The sequence below is a fragment of the Pseudomonas sp. USTB-Z genome (assembly GCF_019691255.1).
In the GTDB taxonomy this organism is placed as follows: Bacteria; Pseudomonadota; Gammaproteobacteria; order Pseudomonadales; family Pseudomonadaceae; genus Aquipseudomonas; species Aquipseudomonas alloputida.
Genome location: NZ_JAECZP010000046.1, coordinates 1 through 4,598, shown reverse-complemented (window position 1 = coordinate 4,598; position 4,598 = coordinate 1). Strand labels below are relative to the sequence as shown.

The window sequence follows — 4,598 nt, the reverse complement described above, 5'->3', positions numbered from 1 at the left end:
CTGGATACGATCAACCGGCTTAGCCGCATAGCTTGAACCGCCGTGTACGGAACCGTACGCACGGTGGTGTGAGAGGACGGCGGGTGTGAACCCGCCTCCTACTCAATCCTGTGCTTTCCCAATCCTCAGCGCGTGCTTGTGCTCGCGCTTTTGTGGGAGCGGCCTTGCGTCGCGATAGGGCCGCAAGGCGGCCCCGGCAATTTTTGCCTACATGCCGAACGCCTGGGGCCGCTTCGCGCCCCGTTCGCGACGCAAAGCCGCTCCCACTGGGGGGGCGGCCAGCCTTTGCGCCTTAGACGGTTACGTGCAGGCGCACATCCACATTACCGCGGGTGGCATTGGAGTACGGGCAAACCTGATGCGCCTTTTCCACCAGCCCTTCGGCATCGGCCTGTGCCAGGCCCGGCAGGTTAATGTGCAGGTCGATGTCCAGGCCAAAACCGCCCGGGATCTGGCCGATGCCCACCTTGGCGGTGATCGAGGCATCTGCCGGCAGGGCTTTCTTCTCTTGCCCGGCCACGAACTTCAAGGCGCCGATGAAGCAGGCCGAGTAACCGGCGGCGAACATCTGCTCGGGGTTGGTGCCGTCACCGCCCGCGCCGCCCAGCTCTTTGGGGGTGCTGAGCTTGACTTCCAGCTTGCCGTCGCTGGAGCGGGATTTGCCGTCGCGCCCACCGGTGGAGGTTGCTTCTGCGATGTACAGCGGAGTGACCTTTTGCATCTTGAGCCTCGCTAATGTGCTGTGCGCTCCCGTTTGCAGGAGGGCGGGGGTTGGTGTGGGATTTAAATTAGCGCGCAATTAATTAGTGCGCAAGATAAATCATCGCCGTTCATCGGAACGGCCATTTCACAGCATAGCGCTCAGAGGTTTTTCTGCAGGTTTTCGCGCAGGTTCAGCAGGTCGGCTTGCAGTTTCTGCAACTGCTCAAGGCTCCGCCCGCTGGCCTTGAGAATGCACGGCGGCACCTCTTTGGCCTGCTGTTGCAGGGCGCGGCCTTTGTCGGTCAGCTGTACCATCACTACCCGTTCATCTTCGCGGCTGCGGTTGCGCTGCAACAGGCCTTCGCTTTCCAGGCGCTTGAGCAGCGGGGTCAGCGAGCCTGGGTCGGTCAGCAGGTGCTGGCTGATTTCGCCCACGGTCAGGCCGTCACGCTCCCAGAGCACGAGCATGGCAAGGTATTGCGGGTAGGTCAGGCCCAGCGCCTGCAGCAGCGGCTTGTAGACCTTGGTCATCAGCAACGAGGTGGAGTGCAGGGCGAAACAGACCTGGTTGTCCAGCAGCAGCTCGTCACAAGAGGCTTGGGTGTCGGCGTTCATGCAGGTCCTTGAAAGTCATCAATGGAAAATTCTGGCACGCTGATCATCAGTGCGCGAATTAATCGCGCAGTTCACTGCGCAAGGCCAGGTCCCAGGGTGGAATCGGGCTGAAGCGGCTCTTGAGGAATTCGAGCAGCAAACGGCTGCGAGAGTTCGTTTCATGTGCCAGGCGTAGCGCATAAATGCCGCTGGTCTCGGCTTCAGGCATGCCGCCGTCGCAAAACAACGGGATCAGCTCGCCGCGCAGCAGGTATTCACTGATCAGCCAGGTGGGCAGGTGGGCTATCCCCAGGCCGGCGAGGGCGCCGAACAGCAGGGTTTCGGCATTGTTGGCAGCCATGCGCATGCGCGCGGGGCGGTACAGGCGGGTTTGCCCGGCCACACTGAAGCGCCAGGCGAACGGCGGCGCCAGGCCATCCCAGTCCAGCCCGTCATGCCCGGGCAGTTCGCTGGGGCAGGTGGGGATGCCGCGGCTGGCCAGGTAGGCGGGGCTGGCGCAGGCAATGCGCACCATGTAGGCGAGCGGCGTGGCGACCAGACGGGTGTCGGCCAAAGGGCCGGCGCGCAGCACCAGGTCGACCTCGCCCAGGTGGCTGCCCTGCAGGTCGACGAAGCTGTCGATCAACCGCAGTTGCACGTCCAGGCCCGGGTAGGCCACCAGGAAGTCGGCAATGGCCGGGGCCAGGTGGCGGCGGCCAAACGCGGCAGGGGCGTCGATGCGGATCAGGCCTTCCGGGGCATTGCTCAGTGACACCGCTTCAGCCCGGGCCAGGCGCAACTCCTCGATGATGCGCCTGGCCCGCTCGGCAAAGGCGTTGCCTGCAGGCGTGGCCCGCACCGCGTGGGTGCTGCGGGTGAACAGGCGGCTGCCGACGGCGCTTTCCAGGTTGTCGACACGCCGTGCTACCGCAGACGGGGTCAGCGGGTGGCGACGGGCGGCGGCAGAAAAGCTGCCGGTTTCCAGCACATCGAGGAACAGGCTCAATTGGTCGGTCAGGGTATCGGGGTTCATGGCTGCCTTGCTTTTGCGAAAAACGCACAGCCATTGTGCGCTGCTGTGCGTTTCCCCGCCAGCGCACACTCGTTAGCATGCTCGCATTATTGGTACAGGCGGACGAGGCCCTGATGATCGAGTGGTTGTTGTATATCGTGCTGGGCGCTGCCCTGGGCACCATGGGGGGCTTGTTCGGCATTGGTGGCGGGCTGATTGCGATTCCGGCATTGGGCGTGCTGTTTGGCCTGGACCAGCAGTTGGCGCAGGGGACCGCGTTGGTGATGGTGGTGCCCAATGTGCTGCTGGCGCTGTGGCGGTATCACCAGCGCAACCGCATCGCGTTGCGCCATGCGTTGCCGCTGTCGGCGTGCAGCTTCTTGTTTGCCTGGCTGGGGTCGATCTGGGCGGTGGGGCTTGATGCGCATTCCATGCGCCTGGGTTTTGTCGGCTTCCTGGTAGCCTTGGCGGTGTGGAACGTGGTGCGGATGTTCATGAAGGTGTCGCCGCCGAGTGCCGAGCTGCGTCATGCCTGGCCGTGGCTGGGTGTGCTGGGCAGCTTTGCCGGCACCATGGGCGGCTTGTTCGGGGTAGGTGGGGCCGTGGTGGCCACACCGATCCTGACCAGTGTGTTCGGCGCTACTCAGGTGGTGGCGCAGGGGCTGTCACTGGCGCTGGCGGCGCCGAGTACCTTGGTCACGCTGGTGACCTATGGCGTGCACCATAGTGTTGACTGGGGGGTAGGGATTCCCTTGGCGGTGGGGGGCTTGCTCAGCATCAGCTGGGGCGTGAAGCTGGCCCACGCGTTGCCGGAGAAGGTATTGCGGGCGATGTTCTGTGTGTTCCTGGTGGTCTGTGCGGTGATGCTGGGGTTCGAGCTTTGAGAGGTTGGGGCCGTTTTTCGGCCCTTGATCACTTGAAACCCTCAACGATGTAGTCGGCCATGCAGTCGGTGATTGGCGAGGGGGTCTGCGTACTGCGCACCAGCATTACATTGGCCATGGGCAACTGTGGCAGCCCTTCGCTCTCACCCAGAATGCGGATGTTGCCCCCGATCAGGCTCTGCAGCTGCGCGGTCACTGCCAGCCCGGCGGTGACGATGGCAAAGATTGCCGCCAGGCTTGGGCTGGTGTAGGCAATACGGTAATCGATGCCCTGTGCCTCCAGCGCATTGCAGGTCCAGGCGCGACAGAAGCAGTCGGTGTTGAACAGCGCCACCGGCATCGGCCGCTGTTCGTGCGGGCAAAAGCCTTCTGCCGCGGCCCAGACCAGGCGTTCCTGGCGTAGCAACTGGCCAATCTCGTTGCCGGGCTCGCGGGTGACGATGGTCAGGTCCAGGTCCTGGCGCAGCATCAACTGCTTGGACGAATCGCAATGCACTTCCACCTGCACCAGCGGGTAGGCTTGGGCAAAGCTCGACAAGATGGTCGGCAGGAAGCGCATGGCGTAGTCGTCTGGTGTGCCGATGCGCACCAGCCCAACCATGTGTGGCATGCGCAGGGTGTTGAACACCTCGCCATGCAACTTGAGAATGCGTCGGGCATACCCCAGCAGTACCTGGCCTTCGGCGGTCAGCCGCACCTGACGGCCATCACGTTCGAATAGCTGGCGCTGCAGAATGTCTTCTTCCAGGCGTTTCATCTGCATGCTGACCGCTGACTGGGTGCGGTTGACCACTTCGCCTGCGCGGGTAAAGCCGCCTTGCTCGGCAATGGCGACGAAGGTGCGCAGAACGTCCGCGTCGAGGCTCTGGTACTGGGACATTGCATCAATCTCCGAGATGCATCGCATCAGAAACATTCGTTGGATTGATCTTATGCCTGGCGTGAGACTGAGGCCATCAACACGGAGGGCTTCACGATGAAAGGTCATGTCAGCAGCATCCAGCAACCTGCCTTTTCCCTGAGCTACCTGTGGCATGCGGCCTTGCAGCGTCCGGCGCGCTGGCTGCAGTTGTACCGACAGCGTCAGGAGCTGGCCAGCCTCAGTGATGCAACCTTGCGCGACTTGGGGTTGAGTCGGGCGGATATCCAGCAAGAGGCCGAGCGGCATTTCTGGGATGATCCATTGAGGAAGTGATGCCATGCGTGGCAGTCGCTTCTGCTCCAGTTCCAGCTCCAGCTTTTGCTCTTGCTCTTGCTCTTGCTTTGGCTTCTAAGCGCGCGGTAGTTCAGGCGATGCAGATTGCGACTTCAGGAGGCCGAGCGCAGGGCTTGCGGAGGGAGGTGACGGGCATGGATGCCCGTCAAGCGCTGGGCCCCAGGATGGGGCCTGCAGCGCGGTCCTCCCG

General features: G+C 63.1%; 6 protein-coding genes. 2 read left to right on the top strand and 4 right to left on the bottom strand.

Annotated features, from left to right (window positions below; translation table 11 throughout):
* Positions 1-292: 292 nt before the first annotated feature.
* The 3 genes from I8746_RS26730 to I8746_RS26720 form a co-directional block, all read right to left on the bottom strand.
* The gene (locus I8746_RS26730; RefSeq protein WP_012053329.1) at positions 293-721 is read right to left on the bottom strand and encodes an organic hydroperoxide resistance protein; all 429 of its coding nucleotides are present in this window, start codon (positions 719-721) and stop codon (positions 293-295) included.
* A gap of 140 nt (positions 722-861) precedes the next feature.
* The gene (locus tag I8746_RS26725; RefSeq protein WP_012053328.1) at positions 862-1,317 is read right to left on the bottom strand and encodes a MarR family winged helix-turn-helix transcriptional regulator; all 456 of its coding nucleotides are present in this window, start codon (positions 1,315-1,317) and stop codon (positions 862-864) included.
* Between the two features lie 58 nt (positions 1,318-1,375).
* Positions 1,376-2,329, bottom strand: coding sequence for a LysR family transcriptional regulator (locus I8746_RS26720; protein WP_088513083.1), 954 nt, complete (start codon positions 2,327-2,329; stop codon positions 1,376-1,378).
* Between the two features lie 113 nt (positions 2,330-2,442).
* Between I8746_RS26720 and I8746_RS26715 the strand changes: the two genes are divergently transcribed.
* Complete coding sequence (locus tag I8746_RS26715; protein WP_003252877.1) at positions 2,443-3,192, top strand: sulfite exporter TauE/SafE family protein; 750 nt, start codon at positions 2,443-2,445, stop codon at positions 3,190-3,192.
* A gap of 28 nt (positions 3,193-3,220) precedes the next feature.
* Here I8746_RS26715 and I8746_RS26710 read toward each other — a convergent pair whose 3' ends face one another.
* On the bottom strand, positions 3,221-4,072 hold the full coding sequence (locus I8746_RS26710) for a LysR substrate-binding domain-containing protein (RefSeq protein ID WP_003252879.1): 852 nt from the start codon (positions 4,070-4,072) through the stop codon (positions 3,221-3,223).
* Between the two features lie 96 nt (positions 4,073-4,168).
* Between I8746_RS26710 and I8746_RS26705 the strand changes: the two genes are divergently transcribed.
* A complete protein-coding gene (locus I8746_RS26705) occupies positions 4,169-4,387 on the top strand; it encodes a DUF1127 domain-containing protein (protein WP_003252881.1) in 219 nt (72 codons plus the stop codon).
* Positions 4,388-4,598 lie beyond the last annotated feature (211 nt).